Genomic DNA, 15,610 nt, shown 5'->3' with positions numbered 1-15,610 from the left:
CGCCGTTGAAGGCCGCGAGATCAACGCAGCCCTCCTCGACCGCACGCAGTTCGTCGGAGGCCTTCCAACGCAGGCCGAAAGCGTGTGCGACCTCGCCTCCAGCATCGACCAGGCTCGCGAACGAAAGCCCGTTGCGCCTCTGCGTCTCCAGGCTGTTGTCAGGCGTCTGCTGCGAGACGACGACCAGCGAAGCGCCGAGGCTGCGTATGTCGTGAGAGGCCGACTCGATCGCCCGGAGTTCGACGTTGCAGTAGGGGCACCATCTCCCCATGTAGAATACGAGGACGATAGGGCCACGACGCAGCGCCTCGCGCGACGAGAACGACCGGCCGTGGCCGTCACGCAGCTGGAAGGAGGGGGCTTGCTCCCCGGCGTGCGCGGCCCGCTCGGCCAATCCGGATGCGGCGAGCGCTTCCACCGCCCGTTGTCGAACCAGCGTCACTTTCGGCGGGGTCTTGGCGAGGCACTCAGTTTTCAGAGCATCCAGTCTGTCTTGGAGTAACATTTTTCGGCGCCCAATTTGCCGTGGGAAAATCGCTTGTCCAGTGCGGCTCCGGTAGTCTTTCCGCGCGAGTTTGAGTTATTTTTGTCATGCATGAATGATCGCCCGCGAGTGAGCTGGCTACTTCTTCTTTTCGACGCTGGTCTTTGGCGCAGAGAGCTTGGCCAGGTCGGCCGCCAGCGACTTGCGCAGCCGAGACGCGGCGAACTCCGTGAAGCGCCGCAGCTTGAGGGGCAGGATCGCCTGTCCCGCGTGCACCAGGTGCACCGGGATCGGGTCGGGCTCATAGTCCTGCAGGACGAGCCTGAGCTTCCCCGCGGCCACCGCCCGCGCGACCTGATAGGAGAGCACGTTCGTCACGCCGACGCCCGCGATCGCCGCGTCGATCGCGGACTCGGCCGTGTTGATCTTCAGCCGGCAGTAGGGGCGCACTCCCTTGGTCGCCTTGCCGCGCGGGTTGAAGATCCACGTCATCCCAGACGCCAGGGCCGTGAACGTCACGCACATGTGGTCGGCCAGGTCATCGGGCGTTTTCGGGACGCCGTGGGCGGCGAAGTAGCCGGGGCTGCCGCAGACCACGCGCCGGATCTCGCCCACCTTCGTCGCGACGAGCGTGCTGTCGGGCAGCGCGCCGACGCGGACGGCCAGGTCGATGTGCTCGTCGACAATGTTGATCGTGTGGTCGGAGAGCGTCAGCTGAACATTGATCTGAGCGAAGCGCGCCAGGAATTCGTTCACGACCGGTACGACGTGGAGGCGTCCGAAGACGATCGGCGCCGTCATCGCCAGCGTCCCCCGCGGGACGGTGTACTCCCCGGCGGCCTGCGACTCCGCCTCGTCGACCTGTTCCAGGATGCGCTTGCACGCGGCTACGTACGCGAGCCCCGCCTCGGTCAGCGACAGCTTCCGCGTCGAGCGGACCAGCAACTGGGTATTGAGGTGCGCCTCCAGGTCAGCGACCTTCCGACTGATGGTCGGTAAGGGGACTCCGAGCTGCCGGCCCGCCGCGGAGAAACTGCCAGCCTCGGCCGAGGCTACCAAAATCGACATTGCTTCAAGCCGGTCCATCTTCTCTCACATTCCGAGAGGCCATTTCTCACGACTACCGGATTATGCTGCCGAACGGTAGGGGCTATTTCAGAGGCTGAAAGGCCGAGTCGGCCAGAGTCAGGAGAAGAAAATGTCCCGTATCACCATTCCGGGGCGCGACGACGCGCCCGCCGAATCCCAGGCAATTCTCGACAACGTCAACAAGATGCTCGGCTTCGTGCCGAACCACTATCGCCTCATGTCCATCAGCCCGAACGCCCTCGGCGGTTGGGCTGGCCTGATGGGGCCGGTGTCGAAGACCCTCGACCTGAAGACTCGGGAGGGGATCGCGCTCGCAGTCTCGGAGGCTAACGGGTGCGACTACTGCCTTGCCGCGCACAGCTACGTCTCGACGAACTTGGCGAAGATACCCCCAGAGGAGATCTCGCTGAACCGGCAGGGCCGTTCAGGCGACCCGAAGCGGCAGGCTGCGGTGGCGTTCGCGAAGGCGCTCATCGAGACGCGCGGCAAAGTTTCCGACGCCCAGTTCGCAGCGGTCAAAGACGCCGGGTGGACCGACGCCAACATTGTCGAGATGATCGCGCTGACTGCCCAGTTCCTGTTGACCAACTTCATGAACAATGCGGTGCAGACCCCGATCGATTTTCCCGCGGTCAGTCCCGCCAAGGCAGCCTAACGGACGTGCCCTCCTTGGAGAGGGGAGGGCTGGAGAATCCAATGTCTCGATGGCCCCCGCGGCCCGGTGTCAAGCGCGTCTACGAGCAGCGCTAGCTAGATGTTTAGTCCCGGCATTTGCTGGAGCGGATCAAGCTTGAAGCGTTCGGGCTGAGTGGCCCAAGCCTTGCAGATGGCCTCATAGAGCGTGAGACCTTTGAGCTTGCGGCCGAAGTTGTAGGCCGAGATGAAGTCGACGAGGTGCTGTCCCGGGGGGATCCGTTTCGACAGTTCTGGTCCGGATTGATGGCCTGTGAAACCGCGAGTGACCATGGCGGATTTCCTCCGTCGGCGGGTGAAGAGTGTGTCGTCGCCGCACGAACAAACTAAGCTGTTGTGCGGTCGGATGAACACGGTACCGTCTCAGCATGGAATTCCGCGTGGCGAATGGGAAATGACGTCACGCCATGAAATCGATAGCCGCGCGTTATAAAGGCCGTCCGCCTTCCGCATCGGACCCGCATGTACCTGACGCCGATTGCTGCTGCAGCTCGGTCAGCATCCTGACGGCCTCGGTAAGCTTAAGGACTTCACGCTCGCGCAGTTGGTCGATCTTCTCGTGCAGCAACTCTATCTCGAGTTCCGCCTTTACGTTAATGCGGTAGTCGTTCTCCGCTGCCGTGCGATCGATGTCCTGCTGCCGGTTCTGGGCCATCATGATGACCGGCGCGGCGTAGGCCGCCTGGAACGAAAGCGCGAGATTGAGAAGAATGAACGGGCAGGGGTCCCAGCCCCGGTCCCAGCCCCTTATCGTGCCGACCAGATTGGCGGTTATCCATGCAAAAAGGATCCCGCTCTGGATGATGATGAAGGTCCACGAGCCCATTACGGTGGCCACAGCGTCTGCTATCCTTTGCCCCGGCGCGTCAGGCGCGCAACCGCCGGGGGCTCATCCATGCCCAGAAGTCGTAGCGAGCGGCGCGCTCGCCGTAGGTCGGCGAGCAGGTCGCGTTCGGCCTGTTCGATGCCGTCCTGGTCTTCCGCCCTCTCTTCCACGCTGCCAGTACCGTTCCGCTTGATTGCGCTAGCGTTAAGCTTCCACGCGGACGGGGTAAAAGTATTGTATCAATAACTCCCGGCAATGCCGCCGTTGTCACGGCGATGCCCTGGCCGCAGCCGTCCTAACCAGCACGGAGCTCCCTGAGAAGGAAGTCGGAAAATGCTCGGGCGGCAGGCTTGATCGTCTTTCCGCTGACGAAGAGCGCATTCACTTCCATCGAGCCGAAATCCCAGTCAGGCAGCACCCGCACGAGCTCCCCGGCCTCGAGCTCTGCCCGCGCGCTTGTTTCGCTTGACGCGGCGATCCCCAGCCCGGCGACGGCGCTTGCCGTGGCGCCTTCGTTGATGGTGATAGCGAGCTGGCTGTCAACGCGCACGGAGGTGACGCGGCCGTCCTTGCGGAAGGAGAAAGTCGGCGAGGGATGCGCTGGACTGATGATCACCGAGTGGTGCGCGAGGTCCGACGGCATCGTGGGCGTGCCGCGCTCCCGTAGGTAGTCGGGGGAGGCCGTGAGTATCCTCGGCTGGTGGATGAGTTTGCGCGCCGTCGCGCTCGAGTCGGGGAGGGCGCCGAACTGGAACGACACGTCGATGCCCTCAGTCACGAGGTCTGGGTAGCGGTCAGTCACCCGGAGCTCGATCTTCAGCGCCGGGTGCTGCTTCATAAACGCCGGAAGCCGCGGGATGATTTCCCTGAGCCCGAAACTTAACGGCGTGCCGACGCGCAGCGAGCCGCGCAACTCTCCCGTTCCACGCACCTCGTGGTCGGCCTCGTCGAGCGCCGCCAGGATCGCCTCAACGCGCGTCAGGTACGTCGCGCCGGCCTCCGTCAGCGTCACCGCTCGCGTGGTGCGGCTGAAGAGCGTCGCGCCGACCTCCTCCTCGAGCGCGGCAATCAGCCGGGATGCAGACGGCTGCGACAGGCCGAGTTCGCGCCCAGCACTGGAGAAGTTGCCGACGCGCGCGGCGCGGACAAACAGTCTGAGTGCTGACAGTCGATCGTTCATCGCTTACTGCGCTCGCGGTGAGCTACACGGAGGCCGGGGCCAGCGCGAAGGCTGTTCGAACCGAGCGCGGCGGCGATCGCCGAGACAGCGCAGACGGCGGCGATCCCAAGCCCCCGTGCTCGTCTGAACCGAAAAGGTCGACTGCGGTCTCAAGTGTGGTTTTCCAGGCATTCATCGGTCTCCTCGGCGGCTCCATGCTCTCCGCTGCCAGGCGAGGTAGTGCCTATCGACTTGCAATATAATTAGATGTTTGTGAGACATTGTCTCTCGAAAAATGAGAGACGATTAACTTTCGTGCTCCCGGCGCCGCTACCTGTGTCGGCGACGAGATGCCGCGAGCAGGACGTGAAGGCTGGCCGCTCGGCGCCAGGCACACTCCGCGCGTCTCGATCGCAGCGCGAGAGGGAATTTGCGAAGGAAGCCTGGAATGGCGCCGGGATCGCGACGCACCTAGATGCAATTTGGAGCGATTTGCCCGGCTTTACTCGCTACGGCGGCGCAACGCAACCGAATGGGCTTTCCGAGGAGGCTGCCAGATAACAGGCTGCGACAAACCAGCCGCCAGCGCAGCATCCTCGCTGGTCATCCCCTGCGCAATCCCCAACCAGAACGCTGGTGTTCAGAACGCCCCGCTACGGGTGGCCGTCCCGGTGACGGCAACGGCGCTCGTTCAGAACGGTGTGATCGTCGCTTTCGAATGCCCATCGCAACCTCCTTCGCTCTGGTGTTGCGACGGCCGTTTGACTGTGCCCAATACACAAGCGAGCAGTTCCAACGACTGATGGCTGACCACGGCATCTCCTGCTCGATGAGCCGGTCGGGAAACGTCTGGGACAATGCGGCGATGGAGAGCTTCTTCTCGTCGCTGAAAACCGAGCGGACGGCCGGCAAGGTGTACAGGACGAGGGATGACGCCAGGGCGGATGTGTTCGATCACATCGAGCGCTCCTACAACCCTCGGCGAAGGCACTCGACACTGGGCAGTCTGAGCCCCGTCGAGTTTGAGGAACGAGCTATGTTAGCTTAACCTCATGTCCGAAAAACCGGCAGCAGGCCATCTCGCTCATACCAAGGTTGAGCTTCCCCGACTAATCAGTTAGCCGAGTAAACCCTGGTAGAATGGAAGGCACCGTGACTCCTGCAGTACTCTGCAAGGCTAATAGCAGGTGCGAACAAGTACACCCTTGGCACGAAGGTTGAATCGACCGCAGGGCTGGCCGAGAGGCCTGCCTTCGCACAAACTCGGAGGTCCCGATGTCCAACCAAACTCTCAAACAGGTTAAGTCACGTTTTGAGTCGACGCGCATCAAAGCGATGGGCGCGGCAGTCTCGCTGGTCGCCATCTCCGCCATGCCGGTGGCGGCGGCATCGCCAGCAGCCACGGCGAGCGGGTTGCCCCCGTGCGGCTCGCGGCCGGAAATCCTGAAGCAACTTTCCAGCCGATTCAAGGAAACGCCGGTTGCCCTCGGCCTGGCCAAAAACGGCTCGGTCGTCGAAGTGCTGACCAGCGATGACGGCGAGACCTGGACGATCATGGTAAGCCAGCCGAACGGCCCAAGCTGCCTCGTCGCGGCCGGCGAAGGCTGGGAAGAATTGAAGCGGGTCGGCGCCAAGGGCGAGCGCGGCGCCTGATCGCATAGATAAATGGATCGCAAAAGAAGGAGCGGCAAGATGGTAGATATCTATTCCCGCGAAAACGCACCGCGGCAAAAGCCGTGGCCCAGTCCGGTCGCTCAGAAGCTCTGGCCAGAGCAGGCAGCCGACTTGGGATCGCACGCCGTTGACCGCGGGCTGTCGGACACGCATTCCGACCTCGGCGCTCCAAAGGCGTTTCTGTCGCGGTTCATCGTTCTTCAGGCGATCGGCACCGCCGGTATCGTCGGGCTGTGGGCCGTCGGCGTTGCCGGCAAACCGTTCGCCGGCAACAACGCGTTTCTGTGCTGGCTGATCGCAGCCATCGGTGCCCTCGGCATATTGTGCGTCTTTTTCCGGCGCTGGCGCGATGTCGATTGGCTGGCGACCCATGTGGTGCGGATCGGGCTGCTCGGAACCGTGGTTGGGCTCATCGTCGCCTTCTCAGCGGCGCGCGCCGGCGGCACGGCCGATCCCAATGCAATCCGTTCGATGATCGGGTCGGTCATCGACGGCATGTATGTCGCGCTCTATGCGACGCTGCTCGGCATAGCCACGAACCTGTGGCTCAAGATCAATCTTCGCCTGCTCGGTAACTTCGATGGATGAGGAAACCCTTACTGTCTGGCTCGACACCGCTCTCCTGATGCTCGGCGGCTTCGTCCTCATGACCACGCTCATGATGACGGTGATGAACCCGCCAGCCAAGGCGAGCGAGACCGATGGCGTCACGGCGCCCGGAAACGTGACAGTCGAGACGCAGTGGCCCGACAAGCTCGACGCCGATGTCGATCTGTGGGTCCAGGCGCCCGGCGATGTGCCGGTCGGCTACTCCAACAAGAGCGGCAAGGTGTTCGATCTGCTGCGCGACGACCTCGGCATGGCGCAGGACATGACCGACTCCAACCATGAGGTCGCCTATTCTCGGGGAGCTCCCGCAGGCGAATACGTCATCAATGTTCACATGTATCGCGGCGTGAACGTCACATATGCCGTCCCGGTGAAGATAACTGTCAATGTGAAGACCGATTCCACCAAGTCCTCAACGCCGCTGGCCACAACGACGGTCCAGCTGCGCAAGCCCAACCAGGAGCTTACCGCCTTGAGATTCCGGCTCGATCCGACCGGCCAACTGGTGCCGGGTAGCATCAACAGCATCTTCAAACCCCTACGCGTGGCGGCCTCCCAATGATGATCGCTCCCGTCATCTTCGCCCTGCTGCTCGGGGTGTTCATCTTCGTCATCCTGCCGCATGCAGGCATTGCCCGCCGCACCCTCTCGGTCGGCATCTTCCTGGCGCTGATCACCATCGTCTATGTCGGCGCCAGCGAGCTTCTTGGCCGTCCCAAGCCGCTCACGCTCGAGTGGCGTGACACGGCAAAAGCCCAGGTGGTGGGCGCCGTCCCGGTCGAGAACCAAGCCATCTACGTATGGCTCACCACGCCCGGCTCGACTGAGCCGCGCTTCTATGTGCTGCCATGGAGCCAACAAGCCGCGCAACAACTTCAAGATGCGATGGGCAAGGCGGAAGCCGACGGCACTGGGGTAGAGATGAAGATGCAGACCGCCGATGCTGGTCTCGATACCCGCGAGCCGATGTTCTACGCACGGCCGCAACCGGCCCTGCCGGTAAAGGACTACCAGAGCGGCGAGCGCCCGCTCGTGTATACGCAGCCGCGGTCGTGATCGAATTTCTCGCCGAGAGCGTATGCCCGTCGGCGGCATAGGCCACGACCATCTTGTTACGGTCGACGATGACGAAATCCCGGATCGAGGATGGTGAGTCGAGCGAGAGGTCAGTGGGACGGCGGAAGTCCGTGGCCAGTGCCCTAGACAGCGATTGCGTTTGCAAACATAAATGCGTGATATCATTATTGGTATACGAGTTTGGCTTTGGCGCATTAATTCCTACCGTTCTCCCCACACCTTCAGGTGAAGTCGGTCATCGTAGGGCCGCGAAGCGAGGTATCGCGCGAGGCGCTAGGAGGCATGGCTGGTTCGGTTGAAACGTTCCGAGCGCGGCCGACTTTGACAATCTCAGAGTCGTCAAGAAGTGCAGGAAAGCATGTGGAAATAGGTCAACCCTCCGCAAGCGCGGCAGGGATGCCGTCAGAAGCAAATCGACGCAACAATGCCCTCTGTTGGCTCTCCTTGCTCGTTCCGATGGGCGGGCCGAACCGGATCTTTTCACGCTTCTGCGAGATTCCGTCCGCGGCTGGCATTGCACTTTCTGAGCGCTACGCTTCGCTCGTGAATTCGCATAAAGACCCGCAATTCGCGGTTCATTACGGACTTCCGCGGCAGCCAGGCCGAGGGATCGGGGACCGTTGTCGCGAAAATATCGAAATAGTTTCGCCGTTTCGTGGGCGATGCTTGGCCCATCTTTTCGACTTTCTGAGAAACCGCCTCCTTGAGGCGTTCAGCGCTAGGTTTCAGGCTTTCTTCGGCAACCTTAATCCGCGCGTCGATAGCTGCTACGTCCGGTGTCGCCTCCGCTTTGTTTCCAGATCCGCCCACAGGGGCGGCCCTGTCAGGCTGGAAATTCACAAGCTGCCGCGCAATTGAGGGGAGTTGAAGGGATGCAAAACCTCATCGATTCTTGCAGATCAATTCGGCGCTGGTGCTGGCAAATCCAATAACTTTGCGACGATCAGCAGCCGGCCTGTCGGGAACCGGAAATGCGCGCAATCTCGCCCGGTCGGCTTCGACGCAAAACATGCGGACCACCGCGGACGGGGACAGTCGGTCCCGCGTCCCGTCCTGCGGCCGGCGCTATGCTGACGCTCCTACGGCTGTCCCGTTCACCGCCCCCGGCGGGGGCGAATTTCCTCCGTCCTACGCTCGACAATGATCCGCTGTTGCGGCCGCGCGCAGGACTGCGGCTTATACGCCGTTCTTCCTTTTTAGCGCCGACGGTCGCCGGCGCGGAGATGCTTGGGCATGGAACCGAATCCCAGACATGGTAATGAATCGGACTATGTATCCGAGTTCCGCATGTCGGCTGTAGACGGCATCCTCAGCATCAGCAAAAGGCGCACACGGCGCAGAGACTCAGAATCTATCCCTACATATCCGCTGCCGGGGTGTCGGTCCTTCCAGCTCTGCACATTGACAGACCACATACCGGTGGGCGGGGATTGGCTCTTCGAGATGAAGTTTGACGGCTATCGTGCCCAAGTCGCCATCTCCGGCTCGAACGTAGTCGTCTATACCCGAAATGGCCACGACTGGACCCGACAGTTCAAGGTGATCCTGCCGCCGCTTCAGAGACTGACCAAGGGCGCGGTGCTGATCGATGGTGAGATCGTCGCCATCGACAGCCACGGCAGCACGAACTTCTCCATGCTGAAAACCGGCATTGCCGGGGGTATGCCCCTCAAGTTCTACGCCTTCGATCTGCTTGAATTCGATGGCGAAGATCTGTCGAACTAGCCGCTCCTCGAGCGCAAGGCGCGACTTGAGTCCCTATTGGGCGCGCGCCGCCCTGACGACAGCGTGCAATTCTCCAGCCACATCGTCGACCAGGGCAAAAGAGTGTTCGACGCCATGTGCGAGGGCGGCCACGAAGGCGTCATTGCCAAGCGCGCCGACAGCTACTACGTCGGCGACCGCACCTGGAGTTGGCTCAAGATCAAGTGCACGAAGCGACAGGAATTCGTCGTCGGCGGCTACCGCCCAAGTGACACAGGACGTGGCATGGCATCGTTGATCCTCGGCACTTACGACAATGGCCAGCTCATTTATCGCGGCCGCGTCGGCACGGGGTTCACCGAGGCGATGCGCAAGGACATCCTCGCGAAGCTCGAGAAACGCCGTGTTGAGAAACCGGCTTTCGCCTCCGTTCCGAGAGACATTGCCCGACGTGCCAGGTGGGTGAAGCCCGAGCTTGTCGCCGAGGTTACCTATGCCGAAGTGACACCGGACGGCAGCTTGCATCCAAGCTTTAGGGGCATGCGCGAAGACAAGCGAGCCGACCAGGTGGTGATGGAAATGCCGAAGACGCCGGCAAATCTTGGCTCCGCCAATCTCGATCCGGGAATCGGCAAGGAGATCGCCGCTGCTGTCGGTGTCAAACTGACGCATCCGGACAACGTCATGTATCCCGGGACCAAGGTGACCAAGGCCACGCTCGCCGCCTACTACGCCGTGGTCGCCGAGAAGATGCTGCCCCACATCCAGGATCGGCCGCTTTCGCTGGTGCGCGATACCGACGGCGACCTCCAACAGACCTTTTTTCAGAAGCACAGAATGCCAGGCATGCCCAAGGCCATCCATGACGGCCAATTGGAGAAGATGTCCGGTAAAGAAAGCCGCATCTTGTGGGTCGATGACCTGGCTGGGCTGATCGCAGGCGCCCAGATGAACGTGCTCGAATTCCACATTTGGGGAAGCCGTCGCCAGCAGCCGGATCTGCCGCACCGCATGATCTTCGACATCGACCCCGGCGAGGGCTTGGGCTTCACTGCCGTCAAGCAGGCAGCCCTCGACATTCGGGGCATTCTGGAAGCGCTTGGACTGCAGTCGTGGCCGTTGCTGTCCGGCGGCAAGGGCGTTCATGTTGTCGTGCCGCTCGCCCCGGCGGCAGACTGGGACGAGGTCAAGAGCTTCTGCCAAGACTTAGCCGAACTACTGGCCCGTACAGATCCGTCGCGCTTCGTCGCCAACATGAGCAAGGCGAAGCGCAAGGCCCGAATGTTTCTCGATTACCTGCGCAACGGCCAGGGCTCCACTGCAATCTGTCCCTGGTCGACTCGGGCACGCGCGGGGGCGTCGTGCGCGGTGCCCGTCAGCTGGGAGGAGTTGCCTACCTGCGAAAGCGCCAACGGTTTCGATGTTTTCGCCGCCGCCGCGCGGGCTCAGCTGCCCGAAGCATGGGAGGGTTATTTCGACGTCGAACAAACGCTTACCGACCGCATCCGCCACGCAGTCCGGTAGCAATAACCATACTAAATGGTCAGCGACATTTGCCGATTTGGCGCGGACCGCCTTTGCCCCAAATTCGAAAGCGTCTCCTCTTCTGCGCCGCTTCCGTGGGAATCCCCCGCAACGCCGTAGAGTGAGAGTGCGGACCGGTTTGCCGTGACGGGTTGAGAGCTGGAGGAGAGGCCTCCGGCGCCCGTCGCGGAGAATTGCGATGTCCAGAAATCACCACAATGCTCGCGCCGGTGCCGACCGGACAGGCCTTTACGACGATATCACCAACAAGATCATCGCCGAACTGGAAGCGGGCCGCGTGCCCTGGGTCCAACCGTGGGGGACGGTGGGCGCGAAAGCTCCCCTCGCCATGCCGGTCAATGCCGCGAGCGGCCGCGCCTATTCGGGGATCAACGTGCTGATCCTGTGGGGTGCGGTCGTCGAGCATGGCTTTCCCGCCCAGGGCTGGCTGACTTTCCGCCAGGCGTTGTCGCTGGGCGGCCATGTCCGCAAGGGCGAACACGGGACCACCGTCGTCTATGCCGATTGCTTCATCCCTGACGACGAGAAGAATCGCGCGCGGGAAACCGGCGAGGCAGCCCAGGCGATACCGTTCCTGAAGCGCTTCACCGTGTTCAACGTGGCGCAATGCGAAAATCTGCCCGACGATCTGGCGGTGTTTCCGCCCGCACCAGAGCCCGGACTGATCGAACCGGCCGTCGACGCACTGATCAAGGCGACAGGGATCGATTTCCGCATCGGCGGCAATAGCGCCTACTATGTGCCGGCGCACGACTACGTGCGGGTGCCGCCTCCGCTTGCCTATTTCGAGACCATCGACTGGCACCGCACCGCCCTGCACGAGCTTGGCCATGCGACCGGCCATCCCTCCCGCGTCGGCCGGGACCTCCGCGGCGCCTTCGGCACCAAGAGATATGCTTTCGAGGAACTGATCGCCGAGATGAACGCAGCCTTCTGCTGCGCCTCGCTTGGCATCGTGCCAACCGTGCGCCACGCCGACTACTTGGCCTCCTGGCTCGATGTCCTGCGCGAAGACAACCGCGCCATCGTTCGTGCCGCCTCCCAGGCCAGCAAGGCGGCCGACTGGCTGCTCGCCTTCCTGCCGCAACCTGGCAGCGGAGCCAAGCCAGGCTCCGCTGAGGTCGATGAGACCGAGATCGACAGGAGGGCGGCATGATCCTCCTCACCGACGAACTGCGCGAGCGCCTGCTCGCCAATGGCTGCGAGCGCGACGCCGACCACGCACCAGTCGTGAAGCTCTTCAACCCGCTCGGCGAAGGAGTATGGCTCGCGACCGAGCTGGATGCCGATGGCGACGCCTTGTTCGGTCTCGCCGATCTCGGCTATCCCGAGCTGGGCAGTTTCTCGCTCCTTGAGATGACGTCGATCCGGCTTCCCTTCGGCATGCGCATCGAGCGCGACATCCTCTTTGCCACCGACCTGCCGATTTCGGTCTGGGTAGAGGCCGCCCGCCGGGCCGGAAGCCTTCGCGACGCGGAACGGATACTCTACCACGCCGCCTAGTCTGGCCGAGACGGCGAGTGAGATCTCAGCTTGAAATCCGTAGAGCCGCTGATGCGCAAAGTCGTGTCTGCGGCCCTGTGCCCCTTCGGATCTTCGGTGTGCGGCGCAGTCCTCAGAGTGAGAGTGCTGCGCCTTTCTTTGTGACGGGTTTGGAGGTCGAGAGAATCTCGGCCGCCCGTCGCGGAGATAGTCCACATGGCTACGCCCAAGCAGAAGATCACCCTCAACGCTTCACGTGACATCCCCTTCAACAAGCTGATGCTGAGCCAGTCCAATGTACGGCGTATCAAACGCGGGGAAACGATCGAGGACCTCGCCGCGTCGATCGCACGGCGCGGCCTGCTCCAGAGCCTCAACGTCCGGCCAGTGTTGGATGGCGAGGGTAACGAGACCGGCATGTTTGAGGTGCCGGCTGGCGGGCGCCGCTATCGCGCGCTGGAACTGCTGGTCAAGCAGAAGCGAATGGTCAAGACCGAGCCCGTTCCCTGTGTCGTCACCAACGCCAATAGTGAGGTCCCGATCGAGGAGGATTCGCTGGCCGAGAATTTTCAGCGCGAGGATTTACATCCGCTGGATATGTTTCGCGCCTTCCAGATCCTGCACGACCAAGGCGCCAGTCACGAGGAGATTGCGGCACGCTTCTTCGTGTCCGCAACGTTCGTGCAGCAGCGCCTGCGGCTGGCCAGGGTTTCGGCCAAGCTGCACGAGGTTTACGAGCAGGATGGCATGAAGCTCGAGCAACTCATGTCCTTTACCGTGACCGACGATCACGCCCGTCAGGAGCAGGTCTGGGAGGCGCTCGAAAACTCCTGGTCGAAAGAGCCGCATCTGATCCGGCGCATGCTGACCGAAACCACGGTTCGGGTCAGTGACCGCCGGGCTCTGTTCGTCGGTGTCGACCCCTATGTCGCCGCCGGCGGCGTGGTGCTGCGCGACCTGTTCGAGGCTGACAATGGTGGCTGGCTGCAGGATGCCGCGCTGCTCGACCGCCTGGTCGACGACAAGCTCAAGTCGGCCGCCGACGAGATCGCGGCCGAGGGCTGGAAGTGGATCGTCGTGGATCTCGATCTGCCCTTTGGCCACACTCACGGCCTGCGCACACTCGCCGGCACGCCTGCGGATCTGACCGACGAGGAGCGGGCACAGCGCGAAGCGTTGCGCGCGGAGTACGATCGGCTGGAAGCCGAGTATGCCGAAGCTGACGAACTCCCCGACGAGGTCGATCAGCGCCTCGGCGAGATCGAAACTGTGCTCGAGGCCTTCGAGGGCCGGCCGATGACCTTTGATCCCGCCGAGGTCGGCAGCGCCGGCGCCTTCCTCAGCATTGATCACGATGGTGACCTCGTCGTCGATCGGGGTTACGTCCGACCCGAGGATGAAGCTTCGGAGCCGGTCGACGGCGCCGAATCCGGTGCCGAGGCCGGCGCGAACCAGACTGGGGGCGAGCCCACGGTACATCGGGCTACCATCACCATTGGGCCCCAGTCGACCGACACCGAGGAGGATGAAGGCGACGGCAAACCGCTGCCGGAACGGCTGGTGATCGAACTCACGGCGCATCGCACGCTGGCGCTGCGCAATGCCGTAGCCGAGAACCCGCATGTGGCCATCACGGCGCTGCTGCACCGACTTGTCCTCGACACCTTCGGCCAGCGTTCCACGACCGGCTGCGTCGAGGCCTTTGTCCGCCATGTCCACCTGTCGGCACAGGAAGCTGACCTCAAGGACAGCCCATCCGCCAAGGCGGTCGCCCAACGCGAAGCGGCGTGGAAGGGTCATATTCCCTTCGGAGACGACGAGGCGCTTTGGATCTGGCTCGATGCTCTCGATGACGCGAGCCGGCACGCACTGCTGGCGCATTGCGTCAGCTATGGGATCAACGCGCTCTTCGAGCGGCCCAATCCCTCTAGCGGTAGTGGCATCTCCCAGCATGGGCTCGATCGGCGACTGCACGAGGCCGATCGGCTGTCCCGCGCCACCGGGCTCGACATGCTGGAAGCCGGCTGGCGCCCGACGGTCGAGAACTATCTCGGCCGCGTCACCAAGTCCCGCATCCTCGAAGCCGTTCGCGAGGGTGCCGGCGAGCAGGCGGCTCGGCTCATAAATCACCTCAAGAAGGGTGACATGGCCAAGGAGGCCGAACGCCTCCTTGGCCATAGTGACTGGCTGCCGGAACCACTGCGCCTGATCGCGGACGACCAACCCGTTGATCAGGCGGGTGAGGAGGACGTCGCGGCGTTGCCTGAATTCCTGGCCGGCGAAGACGACGACCAGGACGCAGCCGACGACGTCACCGCTCACGCGGTCGCCGCCGAATAGCACCCGCCAACGTGGCGGCTTGCGTTGCCCCGCTCCGCTTCACCTCAACGGCCCGGCCTCCTGCCGGGCCTTTTTCGTTTCAGGAGGCCATCATGTTCGCCCACATCATTTATGACATTGCCCCGCTCGGCGCGTTGATCCGCTATTCGGACGGCGCGCCGAAACCACCTGCGCGGTTCGCCAAGAAACTTGTAGCCTGGGAACGACGCAACGGCCTCGGCCGCCTCGTTCGCAAGGAGCCACCGCGCGAGCGGGCCGCCTATTGCGCGCCGGCGTCGATCGTCCTCAACGAGGGCAGGTTGGCCTCCAGCAGCGTGATCCTCGTCACGGTCATGCGCGAGCACAGCCTCGACAGCGATCTCCGCTACGAGATCGTCGAGCGGCCGGCCATCGGTATGGTCCGCGTGCTGCTGCCGGTCGGCGACAATCTCGAACTCCTCCAGTCTCGCCGACAGTCGGGAGGCGGCCGAACTGTGGCTCGCCAAAAACCACCACGCCAGGGCTCAGATCGAGGAGGTCACCGCCGACGAGGTCGGCGCCGATGTTGTCGAAGGACGGGCGGCGGCGTGAGCCGCGCGGCCGCACACCGACGCTCATAGACCGTCAATCCCCAACCCCAGGGCCCGGGCTGCGAAAGGAGCGCCGGGCCGTTTGCTTTTTTGAGGAGCAGCACTCGGCCGCGGCGGCAAGTGGGGCAATCCCTTCCGGATCGGCCCCGATGGCGACCGCGCCGCCGTCATCGCGAAACACGAACGCTGGCTCGCCGACCAGCACGATCTGTTGCTGGGTTCGCCAACGCGACGCGCGAGGCGGGCATCGCGTGGTGGCGCGCGGTGAAGGCCGCGGCGGTGACGAGAGGGAGAGGGTGGGCGGGACGGGTTTGAGCCTTCGCGGTCCAGAGAGAGCGCCGCGCGGTTCGATCCTGTCC

13 protein-coding genes and 5 pseudogenes are annotated in these 15,610 nt (G+C 63.1%); 12 read left to right on the top strand and 6 right to left on the bottom strand.

Annotated elements, in window-relative coordinates:
• A partial coding sequence (locus NKI67_RS10030) for a peroxiredoxin-like family protein (RefSeq protein ID WP_352645243.1) occupies positions 1–505 on the bottom strand: 505 nt, incomplete at its 3' end.
• 117 nt (positions 506–622) lie between these two features.
• On the bottom strand, positions 623–1,570 hold the full coding sequence (locus NKI67_RS10025; protein WP_352645241.1) for a LysR family transcriptional regulator: 948 nt from the start codon (positions 1,568–1,570) through the stop codon (positions 623–625).
• Positions 1,571–1,682: 112 nt separating this feature from the next.
• On the opposite strand from NKI67_RS10025, the gene NKI67_RS10020 reads away from it, so the two are divergent.
• Positions 1,683–2,228 (top strand): carboxymuconolactone decarboxylase family protein, encoded by a 546-nt coding sequence (locus tag NKI67_RS10020; RefSeq protein WP_352645239.1) that lies wholly within the window; start codon positions 1,683–1,685, stop codon positions 2,226–2,228.
• A 95-nt stretch (positions 2,229–2,323) separates the two neighbouring features.
• Here NKI67_RS10020 and NKI67_RS10015 read toward each other — a convergent pair.
• From NKI67_RS10015 to NKI67_RS33860, 4 genes and pseudogenes are all read right to left on the bottom strand, one after another.
• Positions 2,324–2,473, bottom strand: a pseudogene (locus tag NKI67_RS10015) (IS481 family transposase); the annotation flags it as partial.
• 220 nt (positions 2,474–2,693) lie between these two features.
• A complete protein-coding gene (locus NKI67_RS10010) occupies positions 2,694–3,104 on the bottom strand; it encodes a DUF1003 domain-containing protein (protein ID WP_352645237.1) in 411 nt (136 codons plus the stop codon).
• Between the two features lie 283 nt (positions 3,105–3,387).
• A complete protein-coding gene (locus tag NKI67_RS10005) occupies positions 3,388–4,272 on the bottom strand; it encodes a LysR family transcriptional regulator (protein ID WP_352645235.1) in 885 nt (294 codons plus the stop codon).
• 514 nt (positions 4,273–4,786) lie between these two features.
• A pseudogene (locus tag NKI67_RS33860) lies at positions 4,787–4,977 on the bottom strand (IS30 family transposase); the annotation flags it as partial.
• Between the two features lie 43 nt (positions 4,978–5,020).
• Here NKI67_RS33860 and NKI67_RS10000 point away from each other — a divergent pair.
• The 11 genes and pseudogenes from NKI67_RS10000 to NKI67_RS09950 form a co-directional block, all read left to right on the top strand.
• Positions 5,021–5,299 (top strand): annotated as a pseudogene (locus tag NKI67_RS10000) (integrase core domain-containing protein); the annotation flags it as partial.
• A gap of 227 nt (positions 5,300–5,526) precedes the next feature.
• Positions 5,527–5,904 carry a hypothetical protein gene (locus tag NKI67_RS09995; protein WP_352645233.1) on the top strand — a complete coding sequence of 126 codons (378 nt, stop codon included), beginning with the start codon at positions 5,527–5,529 and terminating at the stop codon, positions 5,902–5,904.
• Positions 5,905–5,943: 39 nt separating this feature from the next.
• Positions 5,944–6,513 carry a MotA/TolQ/ExbB proton channel family protein gene (locus NKI67_RS09990; protein WP_352645232.1) on the top strand — a complete coding sequence of 190 codons (570 nt, stop codon included), beginning with the start codon at positions 5,944–5,946 and terminating at the stop codon, positions 6,511–6,513.
• Complete coding sequence (locus NKI67_RS09985) at positions 6,506–7,096, top strand: DUF2135 domain-containing protein (protein WP_352645230.1); 591 nt, start codon at positions 6,506–6,508, stop codon at positions 7,094–7,096. The genes NKI67_RS09990 and NKI67_RS09985 overlap by 8 nt, the downstream gene beginning before the upstream one ends.
• Positions 7,093–7,590 carry a hypothetical protein gene (locus NKI67_RS09980; protein ID WP_352645228.1) on the top strand — a complete coding sequence of 166 codons (498 nt, stop codon included), beginning with the start codon at positions 7,093–7,095 and terminating at the stop codon, positions 7,588–7,590. Before NKI67_RS09985 ends, NKI67_RS09980 begins: the two co-directional genes overlap by 4 nt.
• Positions 7,591–8,844: 1,254 nt before the next feature.
• Positions 8,845–10,839 (top strand): annotated as a pseudogene (gene ligD, locus NKI67_RS09975) (DNA ligase D).
• A 199-nt stretch (positions 10,840–11,038) separates the two neighbouring features.
• Positions 11,039–12,016, top strand: coding sequence for an ArdC family protein (locus tag NKI67_RS09970; protein WP_352645226.1), 978 nt, complete (start codon positions 11,039–11,041; stop codon positions 12,014–12,016).
• Positions 12,013–12,363 (top strand): DUF2958 domain-containing protein, encoded by a 351-nt coding sequence (locus NKI67_RS09965; protein WP_352645224.1) that lies wholly within the window; start codon positions 12,013–12,015, stop codon positions 12,361–12,363. Before NKI67_RS09970 ends, NKI67_RS09965 begins: the two co-directional genes overlap by 4 nt.
• A gap of 195 nt (positions 12,364–12,558) precedes the next feature.
• Complete coding sequence (locus NKI67_RS09960; protein WP_352645222.1) at positions 12,559–14,682, top strand: ParB/RepB/Spo0J family partition protein; 2,124 nt, start codon at positions 12,559–12,561, stop codon at positions 14,680–14,682.
• Positions 14,683–14,774: 92 nt separating this feature from the next.
• Positions 14,775–15,252 (top strand): annotated as a pseudogene (locus NKI67_RS09955) (UCP036055 family protein).
• A gap of 138 nt (positions 15,253–15,390) precedes the next feature.
• Positions 15,391–15,519 carry a hypothetical protein gene (locus tag NKI67_RS09950; protein WP_352645254.1) on the top strand — a complete coding sequence of 43 codons (129 nt, stop codon included), beginning with the start codon at positions 15,391–15,393 and terminating at the stop codon, positions 15,517–15,519.
• The last annotated feature ends 91 nt before the right edge of the window (positions 15,520–15,610 follow it).

It is taken from the genome of Mesorhizobium sp. M0408 (genome assembly GCF_040321495.1).
Taxonomy (GTDB): Bacteria; Pseudomonadota; Alphaproteobacteria; order Rhizobiales; family Rhizobiaceae; genus Mesorhizobium.
The sequence above is the reverse complement of the archived record's forward strand: the minus strand, read 5'-3'. Positions and strand labels throughout refer to the sequence as shown.

What these genes read in the sequence shown, in the direction of transcription:
- NKI67_RS10025 (WP_352645241.1), bottom strand. Translation starts at nt 1,570, where the DNA reads ATGGACCGGCTTGAAGCAATGTCGATTTTGGTAGCCTCGGCCGAGGCT.
- NKI67_RS10020 (WP_352645239.1), top strand. Translation starts at nt 1,683, where the DNA reads ATGTCCCGTATCACCATTCCGGGGCGCGACGACGCGCCCGCCGAATCC.
- NKI67_RS10005 (WP_352645235.1), bottom strand. Translation starts at nt 4,272, where the DNA reads ATGAACGATCGACTGTCAGCACTCAGACTGTTTGTCCGCGCCGCGCGC.
- NKI67_RS09995 (WP_352645233.1), top strand. Translation starts at nt 5,527, where the DNA reads ATGTCCAACCAAACTCTCAAACAGGTTAAGTCACGTTTTGAGTCGACG.
- NKI67_RS09990 (WP_352645232.1), top strand. Translation starts at nt 5,944, where the DNA reads ATGGTAGATATCTATTCCCGCGAAAACGCACCGCGGCAAAAGCCGTGG.
- NKI67_RS09985 (WP_352645230.1), top strand. Translation starts at nt 6,506, where the DNA reads ATGGATGAGGAAACCCTTACTGTCTGGCTCGACACCGCTCTCCTGATG.
- NKI67_RS09980 (WP_352645228.1), top strand. Translation starts at nt 7,093, where the DNA reads ATGATGATCGCTCCCGTCATCTTCGCCCTGCTGCTCGGGGTGTTCATC.
- NKI67_RS09970 (WP_352645226.1), top strand. Translation starts at nt 11,039, where the DNA reads ATGTCCAGAAATCACCACAATGCTCGCGCCGGTGCCGACCGGACAGGC.
- NKI67_RS09965 (WP_352645224.1), top strand. Translation starts at nt 12,013, where the DNA reads ATGATCCTCCTCACCGACGAACTGCGCGAGCGCCTGCTCGCCAATGGC.
- NKI67_RS09960 (WP_352645222.1), top strand. Translation starts at nt 12,559, where the DNA reads ATGGCTACGCCCAAGCAGAAGATCACCCTCAACGCTTCACGTGACATC.